Source organism: Streptomyces sp. NPDC008001 (assembly GCF_042958085.1).
Taxonomy (GTDB): Bacteria; Actinomycetota; Actinomycetes; order Streptomycetales; family Streptomycetaceae; genus Streptomyces.
In genome coordinates, this window is record NZ_JBIBIZ010000011.1 from 1 (window position 1) to 24,951 (window position 24,951).

Below are 24,951 nucleotides of genomic sequence, written 5' to 3' on the forward strand. Positions count from 1 at the left end.
ACCGCGGCGCCGGGCACGGGCCCGTAAATATACGGCCCCGGACCCCCCCCCCCGGGCCCCCCGCCCCCCCCCCCCCCCCCCCCCCACCACCGCCCCCCCCCCCCCCCCCCCCCCCCCCCCCCCCCCCGGGGCCCCCCCCCCCCGGGGGGGGGCGGGCCCCCCCCCCCCCCCCCCCCCCCCCCCCCGCCCCCCGCCCCCCCCCCCCCCCCCCCCCCCCCCCCCCCCCCCCCCCCCCCCCCCCCCCCCCCCCGGCCCCGCACGCACCCGGCAACGGCCCCCGGCCCCGCACGCGCCCCGCACCCCGTTCCGGGTCACCCGTACCCTGGTCGGGTGCAGGAACGACACGACGCCCCCCTCGCCCCCCTGACCACCTTCAGGCTCGGCGGCCCCGCCACCCGCCTGATCACGGCCGTCACCGACGCCGAGGTGATCGCCGCCGTCCGCGAGGCCGACGAGACCGCCACCCCGCTGCTGATCATCGGCGGCGGCAGCAACCTCGTCATCTCCGACAAGGGCTTCGACGGCACCGCCCTGCGCATCGCCACCAGCGGCTTCACCCTCGACGGCACCCGCCTCGAACTGGCCGCCGGCGAGAACTGGTCCGACGCCGTCGCCCGCACCGTCGATGCCGGCCTCGCCGGCATCGAGTGCCTCGCCGGCATCCCCGGCTCCGCCGGCGCCACCCCCATCCAGAACGTCGGCGCCTACGGCCAGGACGTCGCCCAGACGATCACCGAAGTGGTCGCCTACGACCGCCGCACCGGCGACACGGTGACCCTCACCAACGCCGACTGCGCCTTCTCCTACCGCCACAGCCGCTTCAAGCAGGACCCGGGCCGCTACGTCGTCCTCCGCGTCCGCTTCGAGCTGGAGGACGCGGACGGGCTCTCCGCCCCCATCCGCTACCCCGAGACCGCCCGCGCCCTCGGCGTCGAGGCCGGCGACCGCGTCCCCGCGGCCCGGGCCCGCGAGACGGTCCTCAAGCTGCGCGCGGGCAAGGGCATGGTGCTCGACCCCGAGGACCACGACACGTGGTCGGCGGGCTCGTTCTTCTGCAACCCGGTCCTGACCGAGGCCGAGCACGCGGCGTTCCTGGCCCGGGTGGCGGAGCGGCTCGGCCCGGACGTGGCGCCGCCCGCCTACCCGGCGGGGGACGGCCTCATGAAGACGTCCGCTGCCTGGCTGATCGACAAGGCGGGCTTCACGAAGGGCTACGGGGCGGGCCCGGCCCGCATCTCCACCAAGCACACGCTCGCCCTCACCAACCGCGGGGAGGCGACCACGGAGGACCTCCTGGCCCTGGCCCGCGAGGTCCGGGCCGGCGTCCACGCGGCGTTCGGCGTGACCCTGGTCAACGAGCCGGTCACCGTCGGGGTGGCGCTGTAGGGAGCCGTTGCCCGGCCCCGCCCGTCCCCGGAGCCGGGGACGGGGACGGGAGCCGGAGCCGCCTCAGGCGGCCAGCCAGGCGTCCACCCCGGCCAGCAGCCGCTCCCGCACCCCGGCCGGCGCCGCCGACCCCCGCACCGACTGCCGCGCCAGCTCGGCCAGCTCCTCGTCCGTGAAGCCGTGGTGCTCCCGCACCAGCTCGTACTGCGCGGCGAGCCGCGAGCCGAAGAGCAGCGGATCGTCCGCGCCGAGAGCTATCGGCACGCCGGCGTCCCACAGCGTCCGCAGCGGCACGTCGCCCGGCTTCTCGTAGACGCCCAGGGCGACGTTCGACGACGGGCAGACCTCGCACGTCACCCCCCGCTCCGCGAGCTTCCGCAGCAGGCGCGGGTCCTCCGCGGCCCGCACCCCGTGCCCGACGCGCGACGCGTGCAGGTCGTCCAGGCAGTCCCGGACGCTGCTGGGCCCGGCCAGCTCGCCGCCGTGCGGCGCGGCCAGCAGGCCGCCCTCCCGCGCGATCTCGAAGGCCCGGTCGAAGTCACGGGCGAGCCCGCGCCGCTCGTCGTTGGAGAGCCCGAACCCCACCACGCCCCGGTCGGCGTACCGCACGGCCAGCCGCGCCAGCGTCCGCGCGTCCAGCGGGTGCTTCATGCGGTTCGCGGCGACGAGCACCCGCATCCCCAGCCCGGTCTCCCGCGACGCGCTCTCGACCGCATCGAGGATGATCTCCAGCGCGGGGATCAGCCCGCCCAGCCGGGGCGCGTAGGACGTCGGGTCGACCTGAATCTCCAGCCACTGGCACCCGTCCCGGACGTCCTCCTCCGCGGCCTCCCGCACGAGCCGCTGAATGTCCTCCGGCGACCGGAGGCAGGACCGCGCGATGTCGTACAGCCGCTGGAACCGGAACCAGCCGCGCTCGTCCGTCGCCCGCAACTTCGGCGGCTCTCCGCTGCTCAGCGCTTCCGGGAGGTGCACCCCGTACTTGTCGGCGAGCTCCAGCAGGGTGGAAGGCCGCATCGACCCGGTGAAGTGCAGGTGCAGATGGGCCTTGGGCAGCAATCGGACGTTACGAACACTCTCCATTCGCAGATCCTGCCGCAACCACCGCACCAACCGGAAGGGACTTTCGCTCAAGGGACGCCAACGAGCGCCGCCCCGAAAACGAATACGGGCCCCCGGCACTCGGCCGGGAGCCCGTACGCGGCGCGCCGCGGGTGACTAGGCCTTCGCCTCACCCAGCAGCTTCTGCATCCGCGACACGCCCTCGACCAGGTCCTCGTCGCCCAGCGCGTAGGACAGCCGCAGGTACCCCGGAGTGCCGAAGGCCTCACCCGGCACCACCGCCACCTCGACCTCCTCGAGGATCAGCGCGGCGAGCTCGACGGACGTGGCCGGCCGCTTGCCGCGGATGTCCTTGCCCAGGAGCTCCTTGACCGACGGGTACACGTAGAACGCGCCCTCCGGCTCGGGGCAGAGGACGCCGTCGATCTCGTTGAGCATGCGCACGATCGTGCGGCGGCGCCGGTCGAAGGCGACCTTCATCTCGTCGACGGCGGTCAGGTCGCCGGAGACGGCGGCGAGGGCCGCCCGCTGTGCGACGTTGGACACATTCGACGTGGCGTGCGACTGCAGGTTGGTCGCGGCCTTGATGACGTCCTGCGGGGCGATGACCCACCCGACGCGCCAGCCGGTCATGGCGTACGTCTTGGCGACGCCGTTGACGACGATGCACTTGTCGCGCAGCTCCGGCACGACCACCGGCAGCGAGGAGAACTCGGCGTCGCCGTACACGAGGTGCTCGTAGATCTCGTCGGTCAGCACCCACAGCCCGTGCTCCGCGGCCCAGCGGCCGACGGCCTCGACCTGCTCGCGCGAGTAGACGGCACCGGTCGGGTTCGACGGCGAGACGAAGAGCAGCACCTTCGTGCGCTCCGTGCGGGCGGCCTCCAGCTGCTCGACCGACACCCGGTATCCGGTGGTCTCGTCGGCCACGACCTCGACCGGGACGCCGCCGGCCAGCCGGATGGACTCGGGGTAGGTGGTCCAGTACGGGGCCGGGACGATGACCTCGTCGCCCGGGTCGAGGATGGCGGCGAAGGCCTCGTAGATGGCCTGCTTGCCGCCGTTGGTGACGAGCACCTGCGAGGCCTCGACCTGGTAGCCGGAGTCGCGCAGGGTCTTGGCGGCGATCGCGGCCTTCAGCTCCGGGAGGCCGCCGGCGGGCGTGTAGCGGTGGTTCTTCGGGTCGCGGCAGGCCTCCACCGCGGCCTCGACGATGTAGCCGGGGGTGGGGAAGTCGGGCTCGCCGGCGCCGAAGCCGATCACCGGGCGCCCGGCGGCCTTGAGGGCCTTGGCCTTGGCGTCGACGGCGAGGGTCGCGGACTCGGAGATCGATCCGATCCGGGTCGACACCCGGCGCTCGGTGGGGGACTGGACGGGGGGCTCGGAAGGAGTCGCAGCGGTCATGGGGGCATCGTTGCAGACGGGGGACGAAGCGGGCACACCCGTTTCACGGACGGCTCACGGGACCTCCGGGGAAGCGCCGGCGAAGCCCTGACGAAGCCCCCCGAAGGCGACTTCCGGACCCGCCCCGGACCCGTCGCGACACAAGCTGTTCGACGCACGCCCCCGGACCACGTACACTCATCCACCGTTGGCCCTCACCGGCCGCGATCCGGCTCCGCACACACCGTGCGCACGCTCGGATGCGGTACGTTGGGGAACCACAAAGGGTCGTAGCTCAATTGGTAGAGCACTGGTCTCCAAAACCAGCGGTTGGGGGTTCAAGTCCCTTCGGCCCTGCTACACGCATCGTCACCAGGGTGCGTGCGTGCGTACGTAGAGAAATGCACCGCCGTGCGGCTCAACCGGGCGCGGCACGGCTCACGACCCGGATTCAGGTGAGGACGTAGTGACGGAAGCCCTTGGCTCCACCGCGACGCCTGAGAGCGGTCGTCCCGAGGACGAGGTGGCCGCCAGGAAGGGCCGCCGTGGCGGGAAGCGCGGGAAGAAGGGCCCCTTCGGCCGCCTCGCGCTCTTCTACCGACAGATCGTCGCAGAGCTCCGCAAGGTCGTCTGGCCCACCCGGGGCCAGCTGTCGACGTACACCACCGTGGTGATCGTCTTTGTCGTCATCGTCATTGGCCTGGTCACCGTGATTGACTATGGGTTCACCAACGCCGTCAAGTACGTCTTCGGCTGAATCCGCGGGTAGGGCGGCTGCCGTGAGGCGAGCCGCCCCTTTCGCACGTTCCACCCCTTGTAGCCAGGAAGAAGCAGCCACGTGTCTGACCCGAACCTGAACGACGCCGCCGAGAAGGCCGCTGAGGCGGCAGAGGCCGACGTGGATGCCACTGTCTCGGCCGAGGTCGAGGGCGACGACACCGCGCAGGAGATCGTCGAGGGCGCCGACGCCGCCGACGAGTTCGACGCCGAGGAAGCCGCCGCCGGCGAGCCCGCCGAGGAGGCCGCCCTCCGCGTCGAGTCCGACGAGGACGCCGCCGCCGAGGACGCCGCGCAGGAGTCCGGCGACGAGGCCGAGGAGGAGGCCGAGGAGGCCGCCGCCGAGGAGCCTGCCGTGGACCCGGTCGCCGCCCTCCGCGAGGAGCTCCGCGGCCTGCCCGGCGAGTGGTACGTCATCCACACCTACGCCGGTTACGAGAACCGCGTGAAGACCAACCTCGAGCAGCGCGCCGTCTCGCTCAACGTCGAGGACTACATCTTCCAGGCCGAGGTGCCGCAGGAGGAGGTCGTCCAGATCAAGAACGGCGACCGCCGCACCGTCCGCCAGAACAAGCTCCCGGGCTACGTCCTGGTGCGCATGGACCTGACGAACGAGTCCTGGGGCGTCGTCCGCAACACCCCGGGCGTCACCGGCTTCGTCGGCAACGCCTACGACCCGTACCCGCTGACGCTGGACGAGATCGTCAAGATGCTCGCCCCGGAGGCCGAGGAGAAGGCCGCCCGCGAGGCCGCCGAGGCCGAGGGCAAGCCGGCGCCGCAGCGCAAGGTCGAGGTCCAGGTGCTGGACTTCGAGGTCGGCGACTCGGTCACCGTCACCGACGGCCCGTTCGCGACCCTGCAGGCCACGATCAACGAGATCAACGCCGACTCGAAGAAGGTCAAGGGCCTCGTCGAGATCTTCGGTCGCGAGACCCCGGTCGAGCTCAGCTTCGACCAGATCCAGAAGAACTAACCCCTTCTGGCACATACGCCTCCGAACAGGTCAGACCGGCTCGTAGAGCTCGTCTGACCTGTCGGTTTTTGGCCCGGCCACGTTACCCGTTATCGTGGTGCGGTATGCCTGCGCGCAGTGTGCGCCGGCAAAAAAACTCTCACTAGGACCCGGAGAGAGCAATGCCTCCCAAGAAGAAGAAGGTCACGGGGCTTATCAAGCTCCAGATCCAGGCCGGTGCCGCGAACCCGGCTCCGCCGGTCGGCCCCGCGCTGGGTCAGCACGGCGTCAACATCATGGAGTTCTGCAAGGCCTACAACGCCGCGACCGAGTCGCAGCGTGGCATGGTCGTGCCGGTGGAGATCACGGTCTACGAGGACCGTTCCTTCACCTTCGTCACCAAGACTCCGCCGGCCGCGAAGCTGATCCTCAAGGCCGCGGGCGTGGACAAGGGCTCCGGCGAGCCGCACAAGACCAAGGTCGCCAAGATCACCGAGGCGCAGGTCCGCGAGATCGCCACCACCAAGATGCCCGACCTGAACGCCAACGACCTGGACGCCGCCGCGAAGATCATCGCCGGCACCGCCCGCTCCATGGGCATCACGGTCGAGGGCTGATTCAGCCGCCCCTGGCAGTACCCCGTGGAAGGACCAGCGCTGGTCCGCACCACGACTCCAATCCTGAGGAGAAGCAGTGAAGCGCAGCAAGACTCTTCGCAACGTGGACGCGAAGATCGACCGGGAGCGTCTGTACGCCCCGCTCGAGGCCGTCCGCCTGGCGAAGGACACGTCCTCCGTGAAGTTCGACGCGACCGTCGAGGTTGCCATGCGTCTGGGTGTCGACCCGCGCAAGGCCGACCAGATGGTCCGCGGCACCGTGAACCTTCCGCACGGCACCGGTAAGACCGCCCGGGTCCTGGTCTTCGCGACCGGCGACCGTGCCGAGGCCGCGCGTGCCGCGGGTGCCGACATCGTCGGCGCCGACGAGCTCATCGACGAGGTCGCGAAGGGCCGTCTGGACTTCGACGCCGTCGTCGCCACCCCGGACCTCATGGGCAAGGTCGGCCGCCTCGGCCGCGTGCTCGGTCCCCGTGGTCTGATGCCGAACCCGAAGACCGGCACCGTCACCCCGGACACGGCCAAGGCCGTGACCGAGATCAAGGGCGGCAAGATCGAGTTCCGCGTCGACAAGCACTCGAACCTGCACTTCATCATCGGCAAGGTCTCCTTCGACGAGGCCAAGCTGGTGGAGAACTACGCCGCGGCGCTCGAGGAGATCACCCGCCTCAAGCCGTCCGCCGCGAAGGGCCGCTACATCAAGAAGGCGACCCTGACCACCACCATGGGCGCCGGCATCCCGCTGGACCCCAACCGCACCCGCAACCTCCTGGTGGAGGACGAGACCGTCTGATCCTGACCGGATCACGACGCCTCGGCGCGTAAGCGAACGAGCAGGCCCCGCACCTCCCGGACTTCCGGCGAGATGCGGGGCCTGTTCGCGTCCCGGGCGCCTGGCCGGTTCTTAACGGCACGTATACGCATCGACGCACCCTCTGCCCCCGTGGTGAACTAACGTTCACATTGATCGCTTTTGAGTAGAGGGGGAGCGGACATGCAGAAGTCCACCTGGAAGCGCCTGAGCGTATCGGTGACCGCCGTGGCCCTGCTGGCGGGCGTCGCGGCCTGCGGCGGTGACAAGAAGGACGACAAGGCCTCCTCGGGGGCCTCCGGCAAGGCGGGGGCGACGACGGCGGCCGGAGCGCCCACGGAGGCCCTCGACGCGGCGTTCAAGAAGACGCAGTCGGCGAAGTCGGCCAAGTTCCGGATGACCATGAAGGTGCCGGGGCTCGGCGATCAGCCGGTGACCCTGCAGTCCTCCGGCGTCGTCGGCTGGGACCCCGCCGTCGTGGACCAGCGCATGACCGGGCTGCCCGGCAAGGACGGCGCCTCCGCCGAGAGCCACGTCATCACGATCGGCACCGTGACGTACACGGACGTGGGCCCCGAGGGCGCCGCCAAGAACGACGGCAAGCGCTGGCTCAAGGTCGACCTCGGCGCCGCGGCCAAGGAGGCCGGCGGCGACTCCAAGGCCCTCCAGCAGCTCATGGGCGGCGGCCAGGGCCAGAACCAGGACCCGGCCAAGCAGATGGCCCTCCTGAAGTCGTCGCCGAACGTCAAGCTGGTCGGCGAGGAGACGGTCGACGGCAAGAAGACCCAGCACTACAAGGGCACGCTCACCGCGGACGAGGCGGTGAGGTCCAACAAGAGCCTCGAAGGGCTCGGCGAGCAGGACCGGCAGCAGCTGCTCGACACCATCAAGCAGGCCGGGATCACGCAGTACGACATGGACGTCTGGGTGGGCGCCGACGACCTCCCCGCGAAGCTCGTCGTGAACACGGACATGGCCGGCGGGCGGATGGAGCTCACCCAGACGCTCTCCGACTACGGCACCAAGGCCGACGTCCAGGCGCCGCCGGCGGACCAGACCACTGATCTGCTGGAGCGGCTCAAGGAGCTGAAGAAGACCGGCGGCACCCCGTCGCTGACCTCCTGACCTGCGGGGACGCATTCGCCCGGGGGTCGATTTGCTTCCGGGCGCCCCGTTCACGTACCTTCTTCCAGAAGCCAAAGACCGCTGGTCGTTGCTGTGCCTCCGCTCCGGAGGTGTGGTGGCCGAAGGATCCGCTAGCTGCGGGCGACCTGCGCAGGTGATTTGAGGAAGCACTCCCGCAACGACTTCGGGTCGAAGCGGTCGAGTTACGCCCCGAGCACCTGTGCCGGGGCGTTTCGTTTTGCCCAGGTCCCTTCGCGTAGCGGTCCGAATCACCCGGAAGGAGGCCGAGGCTCATGGCGACGTCCGCCAAGGCTGCTGCGGTTGCCGAGCTGACGGACAAGTTCCGTAGCTCGAATGCCGCTGTGCTGACTGAGTACCGCGGTCTCACCGTGGCGCAGCTCAAGACGCTGCGCCGTTCGCTCGGTGAGAACGCCCAGTACGCCGTGGTGAAGAACACGCTGACCCAGATCGCGGCTCGTGAGGCCGGGATCACGCTGGAGGACCAGCTCTTCGCTGGCCCGACGGCCGTTGCCTTCGTCACCGGTGACCCGGTGGCGTCGGCGAAGGGTCTTCGTGACTTCGCCAAGGAGAACCCCAACCTGATCATCAAGGGCGGTGTCCTTGATGGCAAGGCGCTGTCCGCCGATGAGATCAAGAAGCTTGCGGACCTCGAGTCCCGCGAGGTTCTGCTCAGCAAGCTGGCCGGTGCCATGAAGGGCAAGCAGTCCCAGGCTGCCTCGCTCTTCCAGGCGCTGCCGACGAAGCTCGTCCGCACTGCGGACGCGCTGCGCGCCAAGCTCGCCGAGCAGGGCGGTGCCGAGTAATTCGGCTCGCGCATTGACCGGCGCCACCCGGCACCGGTCGTAGCGGGCCGTACGCCCGCCGACATGTACATCCGGCACCTGCCGATTTAGTGGAAGGACCGCCATCATGGCGAAGCTCACCCAGGACGAGCTGCTCGCGCAGTTCGAGGAGATGACCCTCATCGAGCTCGCGGGCTTCGTGGCCGCGTTCGAGGAGAAGTTCGACGTCACCGCCGCCGCCGCCGCGCCGGTCATGGTCGCCGGTGCCGCCGGTGGCGCTGCCGCCGAGGCCGTCGAGGAGAAGGACGAGTTCGACGTCATCCTCACCGCCGCCGGTGACAAGAAGATCCAGGTCATCAAGGTCGTGCGTGAGCTGACCTCCCTGGGCCTGAAGGAGGCCAAGGACCTCGTCGACGGCACCCCGAAGCCGGTCCTCGAGAAGGTCGCCAAGGACGCCGCGGAGAAGGCCGCCGAGGCCCTCAAGGGCGCCGGCGCCTCCGTCGAGGTCAAGTGACCTCACGAGTCGTCTGACTCTCTTCGCCGGCGGTAGCCGGCCGCCAAGGGCGATCACCCATGCGGGTGGTCGCCCTTCGGCGTTTCCCGGGACGGCTGCGCGGAGGGGGTCCCGGGGGCGAGTATGGTGATCTTCGTTGCCCTCCCGGACGGGTCGTGGGCCTTGACGAACGCGACGGGGCGCGCAATTCTCAGGACGCGTCGCCACATCGGTCCACCGTCCGAGGCATGGATCGAAGGCGAACTGGGAAGTCTTGCGTCAGGCGATGCCGGCAGGCGTCATCGGCACCGGTGGGTGCAGGGCGTCCTGAAGCGCACGACAGCAGCACGGCAGTGGCGTCGCACAGCGAGGGACAACAGGATCCCGGAGGGAGAGATTGGTATCGCACCGGTCTCCGCACATCCGCTCTGGACATCAGTGGGCCAAGTGGCTACACTGACCCTTTGCGCTGCCTGTTAGCTGCTCCCTGCCCGTCACCAGGGGCATGCCCACTATCGAGCACTGCTGAGGGAAACCCGCTGACCTGGGCTTTCTCTCGTTTGCACGGAGTGGGGCCGGTACGCGCGTAGTGAGTCCGAGCCCTCGGAAGGACCCCCTCTTGGCCGCCTCGCGCAACGCCTCGACTGCCAATACGAACAACGGCGCCAGCACCGCCCCGCTGCGCATCTCTTTTGCGAAGATCAAGGAGCCCCTCGAGGTTCCGAACCTCCTTGCGCTGCAGACCGAGAGCTTCGACTGGCTGCTCGGCAATGCCGCCTGGAAGGCTCGCGTCGAGGCTGCGCTGGAGTCCGGTCAGGACGTCCCCACGAAGTCCGGTCTGGAGGAGATCTTCGAGGAGATCTCCCCGATCGAGGACTTCTCCGGGTCGATGTCGCTGACTTTCCGCGACCACCGTTTCGAGCCCCCGAAGAACTCGATCGACGAGTGCAAGGAGCGCGACTTCACGTACGCGGCCCCGCTCTTCGTCACGGCCGAGTTCACCAACAACGAGACCGGTGAGATCAAGTCTCAGACGGTCTTCATGGGCGACTTCCCGCTCATGACCAACAAGGGCACCTTCTGCATCAACGGCACCGAGCGTGTCGTCGTCTCGCAGCTGGTCCGCTCGCCCGGCGTCTACTTCGACTCCGCCATCGACAAGACGTCCGACAAGGACATCTTCACGGCCAAGATCATCCCGTCCCGGGGTGCCTGGCTGGAGATGGAGGTCGACAAGCGCGACATGGTCGGTGTCCGCATCGACCGCAAGCGCAAGCAGTCCGTCACCGTCCTCCTGAAGGCTCTCGGCTGGACCACCGAGCAGATCCTCGAGGAGTTCGGCGAGTACGAGTCCATGCGCGCCACCCTGGAGAAGGACCACACCCAGGGTCAGGACGACGCGCTGCTCGACATCTACCGCAAGCTGCGCCCGGGCGAGCCCCCGACGCGTGAGGCCGCGCAGACGCTGCTCGAGAACCTCTACTTCAACCCGAAGCGCTACGACCTCGCGAAGGTCGGCCGCTACAAGGTGAACAAGAAGCTCGGCGCGGAGGCCCCCCTCGACGCCGGTGTGCTGACCGTGGACGACGTCATCGCGACGATCAAGTACCTGGTCAAGCTGCACGCCGGTGAGCAGGAGACGGTCGGCGAGAACGGCACCTCGATCGTCGTCGAGACCGACGACATCGACCACTTCGGCAACCGTCGTCTGCGCAACGTCGGCGAGCTCATCCAGAACCAGGTCCGCACGGGTCTGGCTCGTATGGAGCGCGTCGTCCGCGAGCGGATGACCACCCAGGACGTCGAGGCGATCACGCCGCAGACCCTGATCAACATCCGGCCGGTCGTCGCCTCCATCAAGGAGTTCTTCGGCACCAGCCAGCTGTCCCAGTTCATGGACCAGACCAACCCGCTGTCGGGTCTGACCCACAAGCGCCGTCTGTCGGCGCTGGGTCCGGGCGGTCTCTCCCGTGAGCGGGCCGGCTTCGAGGTCCGTGACGTTCACCCGTCGCACTACGGCCGCATGTGCCCGATCGAGACGCCCGAAGGCCCGAACATCGGTCTGATCGGCTCGCTCGCCTCCTACGGCCGCGTCAACGCGTTCGGCTTCGTGGAGACCCCGTACCGCAAGGTCGTCGAGGGCCAGGTCACCGATGAGGTGCACTACCTGACTGCCGACGAGGAGGACCGCTTCGTCATCGCCCAGGCGAACGCCGCCCTGGCCGAGGACATGCGCTTCGCCGAGGCCCGTGTGCTGGTCCGCCGCCGTGGCGGCGAGATCGACTACATCGCGCCCGACGAGGTCGACTACATGGACGTCTCGCCGCGCCAGATGGTGTCGGTCGCGACCGCCATGATCCCGTTCCTCGAGCACGACGACGCCAACCGCGCGCTCATGGGATCGAACATGATGCGCCAGGCCGTTCCGCTGATCAAGGCCGAGGCGCCGCTGGTCGGCACCGGCATGGAGTACCGCTGTGCGGTCGACGCCGGTGACGTCATCAAGGCCGAGAAGGACGGTGTCGTCCAGGAGGTCTCCGCCGACTACGTGACGGTGGCCAACGACGACGGCACGTACAACACCTACCGGGTCGCGAAGTTCTCGCGCTCCAACCAGGGCACGTCCTTCAACCAGAAGGTCGTCGTCGACGAGGGCGCCCGCGTCGTCGCCGGCCAGGTGCTCGCCGACGGCCCGTCCACCGAGAACGGTGAGATGGCGCTCGGCAAGAACCTGCTCGTGGCGTTCATGCCGTGGGAGGGTCACAACTACGAGGACGCGATCATCCTGTCGCAGCGCCTCGTCCAGGACGACGTCCTCTCCTCGATCCACATCGAGGAGCACGAGGTCGACGCCCGTGACACCAAGCTCGGCCCGGAGGAGATCACCCGGGACATCCCGAACGTCTCCGAGGAGGTCCTCGCCGACCTCGACGAGCGCGGCATCATCCGCATCGGTGCCGAGGTCGTCGCCGGCGACATCCTGGTCGGCAAGGTCACCCCGAAGGGTGAGACCGAGCTGACCCCGGAGGAGCGCCTGCTCCGCGCGATCTTCGGTGAGAAGGCCCGTGAGGTCCGTGACACCTCGCTGAAGGTCCCGCACGGCGAGATCGGCAAGGTCATCGGCGTCCGCGTCTTCGACCGCGAGGAGGGCGACGAGCTTCCCCCGGGCGTGAACCAGCTGGTCCGCGTCTACGTCGCCCAGAAGCGCAAGATCACCGACGGTGACAAGCTCGCCGGCCGTCACGGCAACAAGGGTGTCATCTCCAAGATCCTTCCGGTCGAGGACATGCCGTTCCTCGAGGACGGCACCCCGGTCGACATCATCCTCAACCCGCTCGGTGTCCCGTCCCGAATGAACCCGGGACAGGTCCTCGAGATCCACCTCGGCTGGCTCGCCAGCCGCGGCTGGAAGGTCGAGGGCGACGAGGACTGGATGAAGCGCCTGCAGGCCATCGGCGCCGACGAGGTCGCCCCGGGCACCAACGTCGCGACCCCGGTCTTCGACGGCGCCCGCGAGGACGAGATCGCCGGTCTCTTCGAGTCCACGATCCCGAACCGCGACGGCGAGCGCATGGTGCTCCCCTCCGGCAAGGCCCGGATGTTCGACGGCCGCTCCGGCGAGCCGTTCCCGGACCCGATCTCCGTCGGGTACATGTACATCCTCAAGCTGCACCACCTGGTCGACGACAAGCTGCACGCGCGTTCGACCGGCCCGTACTCCATGATCACCCAGCAGCCGCTGGGTGGTAAGGCTCAGTTCGGTGGCCAGCGCTTCGGTGAGATGGAGGTGTGGGCGCTGGAGGCATACGGCGCCGCGTACGCCCTCCAGGAGCTGCTGACCATCAAGTCCGACGACGTCACCGGCCGCGTGAAGGTCTACGAGGCCATCGTCAAGGGCGAGAACATCCCCGAGCCCGGCATTCCCGAGTCCTTCAAGGTGCTCATCAAGGAAATGCAGTCCCTCTGCCTCAACGTGGAGGTGCTGTCCTCGGACGGCATGTCCATCGAGATGCGCGACACGGACGAGGACGTCTTCCGCGCTGCGGAAGAGCTCGGTATCGACCTGTCCCGGCGCGAGCCGAGCAGCGTCGAAGAGGTCTGAGGGGTCTGACCGGGGCCTCCTCGTGAGGCCCCGGTCGTCCCCGGACCCTTCAGACCACTGATGTAGAGCCCGATATCTCGCTGACGCGAGGGGCACGACCCTGAAAGAGGGATTGACGAACAGTGCTCGACGTCAACTTCTTCGACGAGCTGCGGATCGGCCTGGCGACCGCGGACGACATCCGAACCTGGTCCCACGGCGAGGTCAAGAAGCCGGAGACCATCAACTACCGCACCCTCAAGCCCGAAAAGGACGGACTCTTCTGCGAGAAGATCTTCGGTCCGACCCGGGACTGGGAGTGCTACTGCGGCAAGTACAAGCGTGTCCGCTTCAAGGGCATCATCTGTGAGCGCTGTGGCGTCGAGGTCACTCGCGCCAAGGTGCGCCGTGAGCGGATGGGCCACATCGAGCTGGCCGCTCCCGTCACCCACATCTGGTACTTCAAGGGCGTTCCGTCGCGGCTGGGCTACCTGCTCGACCTCGCCCCGAAGGACCTCGAGAAGGTCATCTACTTCGCCGCCTACATGATCACGTGGGTGGACGAGGAGCGCCGCACGCGCGACCTGCCCTCGCTGGAGGCCCACGTCTCCGTCGAGCGCCAGCAGATCGAGCAGCGCCGCGACGCCGACCTGGAGGCCCGCGCCAAGAAGCTCGAGGCCGACCTGGCCGAGCTGGAGGCCGAGGGTGCCAAGGCCGACGTGCGCCGCAAGGTGCGCGAGGGTGCCGAGCGTGAGATGAAGCAGCTGCGCGACCGTGCGCAGCGCGAGATCGACCGTCTCGACGAGGTCTGGAACCGCTTCAAGAACCTCAAGGTCCAGGACCTCGAGGGCGACGAGCTGCTCTACCGCGAGCTGCGCGACCGCTTCGGCACCTACTTCTCGGGTGCGATGGGCGCCGCCGCGCTGCAGAAGCGCCTGGAGTCCTTCGACCTCGACGAGGAGGCCGAGCGCCTCCGCGAGATCATCCGGACCGGCAAGGGCCAGAAGAAGACCCGTGCGCTCAAGCGCCTCAAGGTCGTCTCCGCCTTCCTGCAGACCCGCAACAGCCCCAGCGGCATGGTGCTGGACTGCATCCCCGTGATCCCGCCGGACCTGCGTCCGATGGTGCAGCTGGACGGTGGCCGCTTCGCGACCTCCGACCTGAACGACCTGTACCGCCGTGTGATCAACCGCAACAACCGCCTCAAGCGTCTCCTTGACCTCGGTGCCCCCGAGATCATCGTGAACAACGAGAAGCGGATGCTGCAGGAGGCCGTCGACGCCCTGTTCGACAACGGCCGCCGCGGTCGCCCGGTCACCGGTCCCGGTAACCGCCCGCTGAAGTCCCTCAGCGACATGCTGAAGGGCAAGCAGGGTCGTTTCCGTCAGAACCTGCTCGGTAAGCGAGTCGACTACTCGGCCCGTTCCGTCATCGTCGTCGGTCCGCAGCTGAAGCTGCACCAGTGCGGTCTGCCCAAGGCCATGGCGCTGGAGCTCTTCAAGCCGTTCGTGATGAAGCGCCTGGTCGACCTGAACCACGCGCAGAACATCAAGTCGGCCAAGCGCATGGTCGAGCGCGGCCGCACCGTGGTGTACGACGTCCTCGAAGAGGTCATCGCCGAGCACCCGGTGCTGCTGAACCGTGCGCCCACGCTGCACCGCCTCGGCATCCAGGCCTTCGAGCCGCAGCTGGTCGAGGGCAAGGCCATCCAGATCCACCCGCTCGTCTGCACCGCGTTCAACGCGGACTTCGACGGTGACCAGATGGCCGTCCACCTGCCGCTCTCCGCGGAGGCGCAGGCCGAGGCCCGCATCCTGATGCTGTCCTCGAACAACATCCTCAAGCCGGCCGACGGCCGTCCGGTCACCATGCCGACCCAGGACATGGTGCTCGGTCTGTTCTTCCTCACCACCGACGAGGAGGAGCGCAAGGTCATCGGCGAGGGCCGGTCCTTCGGCTCGGTCGCCGAGGCGATCATGGCGTTCGACGCCCGGGAGCTCTCGCTCCAGGCGAAGGTCGACATCCGCTTCCCGATCGGCACCGTTCCCCCGCGCGGCTGGGTTCCCCCGGTCGCCGAGGAGGGCGAGCCGGAGTGGCAGCAGGGCGACAGCTTCCGCCTGCGCACCACCCTGGGCCGCGCGCTCTTCAACGAGCTGCTGCCCGAGGACTACCCGTTCGTGGACTACTCGGTGGGCAAGAAGCAGCTCTCCGAGATCGTCAACGACCTGGCCGAGCGCTACCCCAAGGTCATCGTGGCGGCGACGCTCGACAACCTGAAGGCGGCCGGCTTCCACTGGGCCACCCGTTCCGGCGTCACCGTCGCCGTCTCCGACATCGTCGTGCCGGAGGCCAAGAAGGCGATCGTCAAGGGCTACGAGGCCCAGGACGAGAAGGTCCAGAAGCAGTACGAGCGCGGTCTGATCACCAAGGACGAGCGCACGCAGGAGCTCATCGCGATCTGGACCAAGGCGACCAACGAGGTTGCCGAGGCGATGAACGCGAACTTCCCCAAGACGAACCCCATCTTCATGATGGTTGACTCGGGTGCCCGAGGAAACATGATGCAGATGCGGCAGATCGCCGGTATGCGTGGTCTGGTGTCGAACGCGAAGAACGAGACCATCCCGCGACCCATCAAGGCGTCGTTCCGTGAGGGTCTCTCCGTGCTGGAGTACTTCATCTCCACCCACGGTGCCCGTAAGGGTCTCGCGGACACCGCCCTGCGTACCGCCGACTCGGGTTACCTGACCCGTCGTCTCGTGGACGTCTCGCAGGACGTGATCATCCGCGAGGAGGACTGCGGCACCGAGCGCGGCCTCAAGCTGCAGATCGCCTCCCGCGGCGCCGACGGCGTGCTGCGCAAGGCCGAGGACGTCGAGACCAGCGTCTACGCCCGCATGCTGGCCGAGGACGTCGTCATCGACGGCAAGGTCATCGCGCCGGCCAACGTCGACCTCGGTGACGTGCTCATCGACCAGCTCGTCGCCAACGGCGTCGAGACGGTCAAGACCCGTTCGGTCCTCACCTGTGAGTCCGCGGTCGGCACCTGTGCCTTCTGCTACGGCCGCTCGCTGGCGACCGGCAAGCTGGTGGACATCGGTGAGGCGGTCGGCATCATCGCCGCCCAGTCCATCGGTGAGCCCGGTACCCAGCTGACGATGCGTACCTTCCACACCGGTGGTGTGGCCGGTGACGACATCACCCAGGGTCTGCCCCGTGTCGTCGAGCTCTTCGAGGCCCGTACGCCCAAGGGTGTCGCCCCGATCTCCGAGGCCGCCGGCCGCGTGCGGATCGAGGAGACCGAGAAGACCAAGAAGATCGTCGTCACTCCGGACGACGGCTCCGAGGAGACCGCCTACGCGATCTCCAAGCGTGCCCGTCTGCTGGTCAGCGAGGGCGAGCACGTCGAGGTGGGCCAGAAGCTCACCGTGGGTGCCACCAACCCGCACGACGTGCTGCGCATCCTGGGTCAGCGCGCCGTCCAGGTCCACCTGGTCGGCGAGGTCCAGAAGGTCTACAACTCGCAGGGTGTGTCGATCCACGACAAGCACATCGAGATCATCATCCGGCAGATGCTGCGCCGCGTGACGATCATCGAGTCCGGCGACGCGGAGCTGCTGCCGGGCGAGCTCGTGGAGCGCACGCGCTTCGAGTCCGAGAACCGTCGTGTGGTCACCGAGGGCGGTCACCCCGCCTCCGGCCGTCCGCAGCTGATGGGTATCACCAAGGCCTCGCTGGCGACGGAGTCCTGGCTGTCGGCCGCCTCCTTCCAGGAGACGACCCGAGTGCTGACGGACGCGGCGATCAACGCCAAGTCCGACTCGCTCATCGGCCTCAAGGAGAACGTCATCATCGGTAAGCTCATCCCGGCCGGTACGGGCCTGTCCCGCTACCGCAACATCCGGGTGGAGCCCACCGAGGAGGCCAAGGCCGCGATGTACTCGGCCGTCGGCTACGACGACATCGACTACTCGCCCTTCGGCACCGGCTCCGGCCAGGCGGTCCCGCTGGAGGACTACGACTACGGTCCGTACAACCAGTAAGTCGCACGTCGCACGACCGCAGGGCGGTCACCCCACCGGGGTGGCCGCCCTGCGGCGTACCCGGGGCGGGGCCGGGCGGGGCGTGGGCAGCGTGATTTCACCCATACGCGCGATGCCGACCTCCCGCAGATCCGGGAAACCACCACATATGCAGCACATCGGGGTGTCCTCCGCGTGTGCATTTGTTTTGACCGCAGCCCATGCGCTAGGTAGGCTCTGACCTTGTGCCTGGGGTGTCCCTGGGCTCTCGTGTGTGCCCACAGTCCGCGCGAGAGACCGGGCCGCTCGGATCTTCTCGGTCCGAAGCGGTCGAAGACACCGAATTCTGCGCCCTTTCCAGCATCGGCAGGGGTCTGCAGCCTTCGACACGCCCGACCGCGTGGGTCGGCGGGTTTCAGGTTAGTTTTATCGAGATCACAGAAACCGGAGAAACGGTGCCTACGATCCAGCAGCTGGTCCGAAAGGGCCGGCAGGACAAGGTCGAGAAGAACAAGACGCCCGCGCTCGAGGGTTCGCCCCAGCGCCGTGGCGTCTGCACGCGTGTTTTCACCACCACCCCGAAGAAGCCGAACTCGGCGCTCCGTAAGGTCGCGCGTGTGCGTCTGACCTCCGGCATCGAGGTCACCGCTTACATTCCGGGTGAGGGCCACAACCTGCAGGAGCACTCCATCGTGCTCGTCCGCGGTGGCCGTGTGAAGGACCTGCCGGGTGTTCGCTACAAGATCATCCGCGGTTCCCTCGACACGCAGGGCGTCAAGAACCGTAAGCAGGCTCGCAGCCGCTACGGCGCCAAGAAGGAGAAGTAAGAATGCCTCGTAAGGGCCCCGCCCCGAAGCGCCCGGTCATCATCGACCCGGTTTACGGCTCCCCTCTGGTGACGTCGCTGATCAACAAGATCCTCCTGCACGGCAAGCGCTCCACCGCCGAGCGCATCGTGTACGGCGCCATGGAGGGTCTGCGCGAGAAGACCGGCAACGACCCGGTCATCACCCTCAAGCGCGCTCTCGAGAACGTGAAGCCGGCTCTCGAGGTCAAGTCCCGCCGTGTCGGTGGCGCCACCTACCAGGTGCCGGTCGAGGTCCGTCCGGGCCGCGCCTCCACCCTGGCGCTGCGCTGGCTGGTCGGTTACTCCCGCGCCCGTCGCGAGAAGACCATGACCGAGCGCCTCATGAACGAGCTGCTGGACGCCTCGAACGGTCTCGGCGCCTCGGTCAAGAAGCGTGAGGACACGCACAAGATGGCCGAGTCCAACAAGGCCTTCGCGCACTACCGCTGGTAGTCGCTACCCCCATCGAGAACCGAGAGAAGACTGAGCCATATGGCCACCACTTCGCTTGACCTGGCCAAGGTCCGCAACATCGGGATCATGGCCCACATCGACGCGGGCAAGACGACCACCACCGAGCGGATCCTGTTCTACACCGGCGTTTCGTACAAGATCGGTGAGGTCCACGACGGCGCTGCCACGATGGACTGGATGGAGCAGGAGCAGGAGCGCGGCATCACCATCACGTCTGCCGCGACGACCTGCCACTGGCCGCTGGACAACGTTGACCACACCATCAACATCATCGACACCCCGGGCCACGTCGACTTCACCGTCGAGGTGGAGCGTTCGCTGCGCGTGCTCGACGGTGCCGTGACGGTGTTCGACGGCGTCGCCGGTGTTGAGCCCCAGTCCGAGACCGTTTGGCGTCAGGCGGACCGCTACGGCGTGCCGCGCATCTGCTTCGTCAACAAGCTGGACCGTACGGGTGCCGAGTTCCACCGTTGCGTCGACATGATCGTCGACCGCCTGGGCGCGGTTCCGCTGGTCATGCAGCTGCCGATCGGCACCGAGGCCGACTTCAAGGGCGTGGTCGACCTCGTCCAGATGAAGGCGCTGGTCTGGTCCGCCGAGGCCGCCAAGGGCGAGATGTACGACGTCGTCGACATCCCGGACACCCACATCGAGGCTGCCGAGGAATGGCGCGGCAAGCTCCTCGAGGGCGTTGCCGAGAACGACGAAGAGATGATGGAGCTCTTCCTGGAGGGCCAGGAGCCCACCCAGGAGCAGCTGATGGCGGCCATCCGCCGCATCACGCTCGCGTCGAAGGGCGGCAGCGACTCGCCGACCGTCACCCCGGTGTTCTGTGGTACCGCGTTCAAGAACAAGGGCGTGCAGCCCCTGCTCGACGCCGTGGTCCGCTACCTGCCGTCGCCGCTGGACATCGAGGCCGTTGAGGGCCACGCGGTCAACAACGCCGACGAGGTCGTCAAGCGCAAGCCGTCCGACGACGAGCCGTTCGCCGGCCTTGCCTTCAAGATCATGAGCGACCCGCACCTCGGCAAGCTCACCTTCGTCCGGGTTTACTCGGGCCGCATGACGGCGGGCACCCAGGTGCAGAACTCCGTCAAGGGCAAGAAGGAGCGCATCGGCAAGATCTACCGGATGCACGCGAACAAGCGTGAGGAGATCGAGTCGGTGGGTGCCGGTGACATCGTCGCCGTCATGGGTCTGAAGCAGACCACCACCGGTGAGACCCTCTGCGACGCGGGCAACCCGGTGATCCTCGAGTCGATGGACTTCCCGGCTCCGGTCATCCAGGTCGCCATTGAGCCCAAGTCCAAGGGCGACCAGGAGAAGCTGGGTGTCGCCATCCAGCGCCTCGCCGAGGAGGACCCGTCCTTCCAGGTCCACACGGACGAGGAGACGGGCCAGACCATCATCGCGGGTATGGGCGAGCTGCACCTCGACGTGCTGGTCGACCGTATGCGCCGTGAGTTCAAGGTCGAGGCCAACGTCGGCAAGCCGCAGGTCGCGTACCGCGAGACGATCCGCAAGGCCGTCGAGCGTATCGACTACACGCACAAGAAGCAGACTGGTGGTTCCGGCCAGTTCGCCAAGGTGCAGATCGCGATCGAGCCCCTCGAGGGCGACGGTTACGAGTTCGAGAACAAGGTCACCGGTGGCCGCATCCCGCGGGAGTACATCCCGTCCGTGGACGCCGGCTGCCAGGAGGCCATGGAGTTCGGCGTGCTGGCCGGCTACCCGCTGACCGGCGTCAAGGTGACGCTGCTCGACGGTGCCTTCCACGACGTCGACTCCTCCGAGCTCGCGTTCAAGATCGCCGGTTCCATGGCGTTCAAGGAGGGTGCTCGCAAGGCGTCCCCGGCTCTGCTCGAGCCGATGATGTCCGTCGAGGTCACCACCCCCGAGGACTACATGGGTGATGTCATCGGTGACATCAACTCCCGCCGTGGCCAGATCCAGGCCATGGAGGACCGTCACGGCGCCAAGCTCGTCAAGGGCCTGGTCCCGCTGTCGGAGATGTTCGGCTACGTCGGAGACCTCCGCAGCAAGACTTCGGGTCGCGCAAGCTACTCGATGCAGTTCGACTCCTACGCCGAGGTTCCGCGGAACGTCGCCGAGGAGATCATCGCGAAGGCCAAGGGCGAGTAACGAGCTCCGTCTCCACAGACGAGGCTCACGCCTTAGGCTTGACACCGGCTGTCGGGGCATACCACCGCAAACCGTGATGGTGTGCCCCGGCGGGCGGCTCCCCAGCAAAGATCCCTGGCGCCGACCGAATCCAGGCGTACAGAACCACTCCCAGGAGGACCCCAGTGGCGAAGGCGAAGTTCGAGCGGACTAAGCCGCACGTCAACATCGGCACCATCGGTCACGTCGACCACGGTAAGACCACTCTTACCGCGGCGATCACCAAGGTGCTGCACGACGCGTACCCGGAGCTGAACCCCTTCACGCCGTTCGACGAGATCGACAAGGCGCCGGAAGAGCGTCAGCGCGGTATCACGATCTCGATCGCTCACGTTGAGTACCAGACCGAGTCGCGTCACTACGCCCACGTCGACTGCCCGGGTCACGCGGACTACATCAAGAACATGATCACCGGTGCCGCCCAGATGGACGGCGCGATCCTCGTGGTCGCCGCGACCGACGGTCCGATGCCGCAGACCAAGGAGCACGTGCTCCTGGCCCGCCAGTCCGGCGTTCCGTACATCGTCGTCGCCCTGAACAAGGCCGACATGGTGGACGACGAGGAGATCCTGGAGCTCGTCGAGCTCGAGGTTCGTGAGCTCCTCAACGAGTACGAGTTCAACGGCGACGACGCTCCGGTCGTCCGCGTCTCCGCGCTGAAGGCGCTGGAGGGCGACAAGGAGTGGGGCGAGAAGCTCCTCGGCCTGATGAAGGCCGTCGACGAGAACATCCCGCAGCCCGAGCGTGACGTCGACAAGCCGTTCCTGATGCCGATCGAGGACGTCTTCACGATCACCGGTCGTGGCACCGTCGTCACCGGTCGTATCGAGCGCGGTGTCCTGAAGGTCAACGAGACCGTCGACATCATCGGCATCAAGACCGAGAAGACCACCACCACGGTCACCGGTATCGAGATGTTCCGCAAGCTGCTCGACGAGGGCCAGGCCGGTGAGAACGTCGGTCTGCTCCTCCGTGGCATCAAGCGCGAGGACGTCGAGCGCGGCCAGTGCATCATCAAGCCGGGTTCGGTCACCCCGCACACCGAGTTCGAGGCCACGGCCTACATCCTGTCGAAGGACGAGGGTGGCCGTCACACCCCGTTCTTCAACAACTACCGTCCGCAGTTCTACTTCCGTACGACTGACGTGACCGGTGTTGTGACCCTCAAGGAGGGCACGGAGATGGTCATGCCCGGCGACAACGCCGAGATGTCCGTTTCCCTCATCCAGCCCGTCGCGATGGAGGAGGGCCTGCGCTTCACCATCCGTGAGGGTGGCCGCACCGTCGGCGCCGGCCAGGTCACCAAGATCAACAAGTAAGTCCCGGCTTGCTTGAAGGTCCGAAAGACCTGAGAAGGCCCGCACATCTTCGGATGTGCGGGCCTTCTCGCGTTCCCGGGGCTTCTCGCGTGGGTGAGCCTTCTCAGGTTTCACCCGGACGGGTGAAGGGCGTACGGGGGAGTACCTCAGGTGTGGGGGAGTTCCGGGCGCCAGATCCACGGCGTCGCGTCCGGGCCCATGCCGGTGACGCACAGCTGGTGGCCGGCGTCGGTGGTCATCGCGGAGGTGCCCACGGGCACGAGGCCGGCGTCGGACCGCACCGGCTCGGAGTCGCCGGAGGCGGCGGTGAGCTGCACTTCGCCGCTGATCGCCCGCCCGAGCACCAGCACGGTGTCCTTGCCGCCCCGGACGGCGAGGGTCTGCGCGGCGAGCGGCCCGTAGCCCGCGAAGTCCTGCAGGTCGGTGCTGTGGACGTCACCCAGGCCCTGGGCGTCCGGCGTGAAGGCGTGCACCGCCGGCTGGACGGCCGCGGGGGAGCGGTAGACGAGGGTCAGGGCGCCCTCCGGGTCGAGTGCCGCACCGGGGAGCCCGCCGGGCTGCGGCAGGCCCTTCAGGGCCGCGTAACGGACCGGCTTGCCGGGCTCCTCCTGCGTCCAGTGGTGGACGGTGTCGCGGCCGGTGCCGAAGACGTGGACGCGCTTGTCCTTGTCGAGGAGGGCGACCAGACCGTCCTGGATCTCCTGGCCGTGCAGGCTCTGCCACTTCCCCCACGTGCCGTCGGCCTCGCGCACCCGGCTGGAGACGCCCTTGCCCGCGTTGCGGACGAAGAGGTGGACGCGCCCGTCGGGGGCGGCGACCGCGGCGGGCATGCCGACGCGGCGGCCGCGGTCGGGCCGGTGCTCGGGGTTGCCGAGGCCCTGCCAGGCCTTGAAGGGGCCGCCGGGGGAGCGCTGCTCCAGGACGACGATCTCGCGGGTGTCGGGGCGGCCCTGGCCGGCGAGGGCGGAGAACCGCAGGGCGAACAGCAGCCGGCGGCCCTCGGAGTCCTGGACGGCCGCCAGGGCGGGCGCGAGCGGGCCGCCGCCGAGGTTCTGCGGGTCGCTCCAGCGGCCGCTGCCGGGCGTCGTCTCCTGCCAGCGCACGGCCTGGGTGCCCAGCACGCCGAAGGCCTCCAGGCGGCCGGACCGGTCGGTGCCGGGGGCCGCGGTGGGGCCCTCGTAGCGGTAGTGGGTGGAGCGGATCCAGCCCTTGCGGTTCTTCATCGGGCGGTCGCCGCCCTGGCCGTAGTCGCCGCAGCCGCCGGGGTTGCCGCAGTCCCAGGACGGGTCGCCGCCGTACGCCTCGACCAGCCGGTGCTTCTGCTCGATCACCTCGGGCGGCAGGTTGTGCGGCCAGCGCTGGTTGTAGTAGCCGCGGAAGGCCGTGGTCACGAAGCGCGGCGGGTGGCCGTCCCGCTTGGTGGTGTCGGCCACCCACTGCGAGAGCGCCTTCCAGGTGAAGAGCGCGGTCGGGGTGTGGTCGCGGTGGTCGGAGCAGGCCCCGTAGTCGTTGTCCTTGGGGTGGGTGGCGTCGTGGACCTGGTAGTCGGGGTCCGGGTCCATGGTGTGGATCACCGTGGGCCGGAACCGGTCCATGATCGTGGCGAGGGTGTCCACCAGCGTGCCGTGCCGGTAGGTGCTGGAGGTGGTGCACGGCGAGCCGGTGGCGACGAGCGACTGCATCTCGCCGTCCGGCCGCTCCCACAGCAGCGGCAGCCGCATGTCGCCGGCCGAGAGCATGGCGATGTTGAGGAAGATCAGCTGGGCCCTGCGGTTGCCGTTGGTGAGCTCGTTGGTCTCGGCCTTGACGCCGTTGCCCAGGTCCAGGACGGACTTCTGCCAGCCCGTGAACTTGTCCAGGCCGATCATCTCCGCGTACGCCTGGCGCAGGCCCTGATGGCGCGCCGAGGAGTAGCCGGGCTTGTCGGGCTTGGCCTTGGGCATGCCCTCGATCCAGTTCTGCCCCACGGCCTCGCCGGCCGTCACGTAGACGGACACGACGGGGACCCCGGCGCGCACGATGTGCTCGGCGTCCGGGTTCATGAAGTAGAGATCGTCGTCGGGGTGCGCCATGACCTGCAGGAGCAGGGATTTCCCGGCGCTGCCGAAGGGCTGCGTGGCGCTGGGGTCCACGGCTCTTATGGGGTGGGGAGAGGCCTTGGGCTTCTTCTTCCCGTCCTCCCCGCTGCACCCCGCCGCGAGGGCCGCGGTGGTGGCGGCCAGGCCGGCGAGGGCCGTCCGGCGGGATATCACCATGTGCTGTGAGATGTTCAACTACATGACTCCGTCCCGTTGTGCAGCACGCAGTTCCCTGCCCCTTGCTGCCCCAGCGTGATAGGGGACGATCGAGGGGGTGCGGCGGTTGCCCGGCGCCTCGGCAAGCCCCGGCAAAGCGCGGGTTTCCCGGCGCCCGGGCCGGTGGAGGCCCAGTGGCCGGGGGGACCGGAGCGGCGGCCGAGGTGTAAGAGCCATAGTGTCCCGTATGTCGGCGGGGTGGTTTGACAACTGAGCCGCCCGGGGTACGGTCTTAGGCTTCGATTGGCGTCCCCTCGGCCGCATATGGCACACTGTTCAGGTTGCTCGGTTGAGTGCCGATGCTGCGCGCCTCCCGCCGGGAGG

The 24,951-nt window shown here is 68.4% G+C and carries 17 protein-coding genes and 1 tRNA gene; 15 read left to right on the top strand and 3 right to left on the bottom strand.

The features are described from left to right. Positions 1-330 precede the first annotated feature (330 nt). Entirely contained in the window at positions 331-1,386 is a 1,056-nt protein-coding gene (locus ACFZCD_RS28220; protein ID WP_391835678.1) for a UDP-N-acetylmuramate dehydrogenase, read from the top strand. 63 nt (positions 1,387-1,449) lie between these two features. On the opposite strand, the gene ACFZCD_RS28225 is transcribed toward ACFZCD_RS28220, so the two are convergent. Both ACFZCD_RS28225 and ACFZCD_RS28230 read right to left on the bottom strand, forming a co-directional pair. After that, positions 1,450-2,469, bottom strand: a complete 1,020-nt coding sequence (locus ACFZCD_RS28225) for an adenosine deaminase (RefSeq protein ID WP_391835680.1) — start codon at positions 2,467-2,469, stop codon at positions 1,450-1,452. A gap of 135 nt (positions 2,470-2,604) precedes the next feature. Further along, the gene (locus tag ACFZCD_RS28230) at positions 2,605-3,852 is read right to left on the bottom strand and encodes a pyridoxal phosphate-dependent aminotransferase (protein WP_391835682.1); all 1,248 of its coding nucleotides are present in this window, start codon (positions 3,850-3,852) and stop codon (positions 2,605-2,607) included. A 263-nt stretch (positions 3,853-4,115) separates the two neighbouring features. Here ACFZCD_RS28230 and ACFZCD_RS28235 point away from each other — a divergent pair. The 14 genes from ACFZCD_RS28235 to tuf all read left to right on the top strand — a co-directional run bounded on the left by ACFZCD_RS28235 (position 4,116) and on the right by tuf (position 22,333). Continuing rightward, positions 4,116-4,188, top strand: a tRNA-Trp gene (locus tag ACFZCD_RS28235). 109 nt (positions 4,189-4,297) lie between these two features. Further along, positions 4,298-4,588: a preprotein translocase subunit SecE gene (secE, locus tag ACFZCD_RS28240; RefSeq protein WP_106677933.1), complete on the top strand. Its 291-nt coding sequence runs from the start codon at positions 4,298-4,300 to the stop codon at positions 4,586-4,588. An 81-nt stretch (positions 4,589-4,669) separates the two neighbouring features. Beyond that, positions 4,670-5,581, top strand: a complete 912-nt coding sequence (gene nusG, locus ACFZCD_RS28245) for a transcription termination/antitermination protein NusG (RefSeq protein WP_391835685.1) — start codon at positions 4,670-4,672, stop codon at positions 5,579-5,581. A gap of 161 nt (positions 5,582-5,742) precedes the next feature. Further along, the gene (rplK, locus tag ACFZCD_RS28250) at positions 5,743-6,177 is read left to right on the top strand and encodes a 50S ribosomal protein L11 (RefSeq protein ID WP_171167547.1); all 435 of its coding nucleotides are present in this window, start codon (positions 5,743-5,745) and stop codon (positions 6,175-6,177) included. A gap of 76 nt (positions 6,178-6,253) precedes the next feature. Then, positions 6,254-6,970, top strand: coding sequence for a 50S ribosomal protein L1 (gene rplA / locus ACFZCD_RS28255; protein ID WP_391835687.1), 717 nt, complete (start codon positions 6,254-6,256; stop codon positions 6,968-6,970). A gap of 201 nt (positions 6,971-7,171) precedes the next feature. After that, the gene (locus ACFZCD_RS28260) at positions 7,172-8,113 is read left to right on the top strand and encodes a hypothetical protein (protein WP_391835689.1); all 942 of its coding nucleotides are present in this window, start codon (positions 7,172-7,174) and stop codon (positions 8,111-8,113) included. A gap of 293 nt (positions 8,114-8,406) precedes the next feature. Continuing rightward, the gene (rplJ, locus tag ACFZCD_RS28265; protein ID WP_030368424.1) at positions 8,407-8,937 is read left to right on the top strand and encodes a 50S ribosomal protein L10; all 531 of its coding nucleotides are present in this window, start codon (positions 8,407-8,409) and stop codon (positions 8,935-8,937) included. Between the two features lie 106 nt (positions 8,938-9,043). Next, positions 9,044-9,430 carry a 50S ribosomal protein L7/L12 gene (rplL, locus tag ACFZCD_RS28270; protein WP_391835691.1) on the top strand — a complete coding sequence of 129 codons (387 nt, stop codon included), beginning with the start codon at positions 9,044-9,046 and terminating at the stop codon, positions 9,428-9,430. Positions 9,431-10,028: 598 nt separating this feature from the next. After that, positions 10,029-13,511, top strand: a complete 3,483-nt coding sequence (gene rpoB / locus ACFZCD_RS28275; RefSeq protein ID WP_391835693.1) for a DNA-directed RNA polymerase subunit beta — start codon at positions 10,029-10,031, stop codon at positions 13,509-13,511. 122 nt (positions 13,512-13,633) lie between these two features. After that, entirely contained in the window at positions 13,634-17,533 is a 3,900-nt protein-coding gene (locus ACFZCD_RS28280; protein ID WP_391835695.1) for a DNA-directed RNA polymerase subunit beta', read from the top strand. 434 nt (positions 17,534-17,967) lie between these two features. Continuing rightward, a complete protein-coding gene (gene rpsL, locus ACFZCD_RS28285) occupies positions 17,968-18,339 on the top strand; it encodes a 30S ribosomal protein S12 (RefSeq protein ID WP_003948652.1) in 372 nt (123 codons plus the stop codon). Positions 18,340-18,341: 2 nt separating this feature from the next. Then, a complete protein-coding gene (gene rpsG / locus ACFZCD_RS28290; RefSeq protein WP_004950419.1) occupies positions 18,342-18,812 on the top strand; it encodes a 30S ribosomal protein S7 in 471 nt (156 codons plus the stop codon). A gap of 39 nt (positions 18,813-18,851) precedes the next feature. Then, the gene (fusA, locus tag ACFZCD_RS28295; protein ID WP_391835698.1) at positions 18,852-20,975 is read left to right on the top strand and encodes an elongation factor G; all 2,124 of its coding nucleotides are present in this window, start codon (positions 18,852-18,854) and stop codon (positions 20,973-20,975) included. A gap of 164 nt (positions 20,976-21,139) precedes the next feature. After that, on the top strand, positions 21,140-22,333 hold the full coding sequence (tuf, locus tag ACFZCD_RS28300) for an elongation factor Tu (RefSeq protein ID WP_106677946.1): 1,194 nt from the start codon (positions 21,140-21,142) through the stop codon (positions 22,331-22,333). A gap of 146 nt (positions 22,334-22,479) precedes the next feature. On the opposite strand, the gene ACFZCD_RS28305 is transcribed toward tuf, so the two are convergent. Next, positions 22,480-24,606 (bottom strand): PIG-L family deacetylase, encoded by a 2,127-nt coding sequence (locus ACFZCD_RS28305; RefSeq protein WP_391835700.1) that lies wholly within the window; start codon positions 24,604-24,606, stop codon positions 22,480-22,482. Positions 24,607-24,951 lie beyond the last annotated feature (345 nt).